General features: G+C 53.5%; 1 protein-coding gene. It reads right to left on the bottom strand.

Going from position 1 to position 1,162, the window contains the following annotated elements; genetic code table 11:
• Positions 1-146: 146 nt before the first annotated feature.
• Positions 147-1,088, bottom strand: a complete 942-nt coding sequence (locus tag AC58DT_RS15535) for an IS5 family transposase (RefSeq protein WP_064782570.1) — start codon at positions 1,086-1,088, stop codon at positions 147-149.
• Between the last annotated feature and the right edge of the window lie 74 nt (positions 1,089-1,162).

Below are 1,162 nucleotides of genomic sequence, written 5' to 3'. Positions count from 1 at the left end.
TACTAGGGAAGGTCTGAATAACTCGCTTTTTTCGCCTTTACGATGATCAACAGGCTTCTGCCATCAAATTCAGGCCACAATTCACTCTTGAGTGTTCATTTTTTCGCCTGATTGCCGCACTTTAGCGGCAATCAGGCGCACTGCCCCTAGGGCAGCAGCACCCGTTTCACCCTCAACAGGTTGTGCAGCCCCGCCAGGAGATAGAGCCGGTTGGTATTTTTCGCCAGACCCCGGTAGCGAACCTTGCTGTAACCGAACATGCCTTTGATCACTCGGAAGGGATGTTCCACTTTGGCACGTACGCTGGCTTTGATGGTTTCGCATTCCAGCGCAACCTTCGACATCGTGGAGCGCTTACCAGGACGCTCAGCGATAAACCAATCCACTTTACGGTTCTTGTGCTCTTCGCGTTTCTCGATACCGCAATAACCCGCGTCTCCCCAGACACGTTTCTCTTTGCCATGCAAAAGCTGGTCTGATGCCGTCAGGTCATGCTCATTCGCGGCGGTAGTGGCAAGGCTATGAATCAGACCCACCGTGTCATCGACGCCAATATGGCACTTCATGCCAAAGTGCCATTGATTGCCTTTCTTGGTCTGGTGCATCTCCGGATCACGAGCCTTACCTTTGTTCTTCGTCGAGCTGGGCGCTTCGATAATCGTCGCATCAACGATGCTGCCTTCCCGAACCATCAGGCCATGTCGTGCCAACTGACGGTTGATCTTCTTGAACAGCTTCTTGCCAAGAGTGTGCTGCTCCAGCAGGTGCCGGAAGTTCAGGATCGTTGTCTCATCAGGAACCCGAGAGAGCCGAATCCCTGCGAAACGGCGCATAGACTCGATCTCATACAAGGCATCTTCCATCGCCGGATCACTCAGGTTGTAGATGATCTGCATGACATGAATGCGCAGCATGCTGGAGAGCGGATACGGCGGCCGGCCAGTGCTACCGGAGGCGTAATAGACCGCAATCGTGGACTCCAGCGCCTTCCAGGGTAGCAACTGATCCAACTTCTCAAGGAACACTTCCCGCCGGGTCTTGCGCTTCTTGTGTTCATATTCGGCTTCGGCAAAAGTCAGCTGGCTCATGGCATTCCCGGAAAGTGGCTGATAGAAAGCCCTGATTATGGCAAAGTCGGGGAGTTTTTCAGAGGTTCCCTAGC

Source organism: Aequorivita sp. CRS11, from assembly GCF_059693805.1.
The sequence above is the reverse complement of the archived record's forward strand: the minus strand, read 5'-3'. Positions and strand labels throughout refer to the sequence as shown.

Bases quoted from the DNA above. Each gene is read 5' to 3' on its own strand.
- AC58DT_RS15535 (WP_064782570.1), bottom strand. From the start codon at position 1,088: ATGAGCCAGCTGACTTTTGCCGAAGCCGAATATGAACACAAGAAGCGC.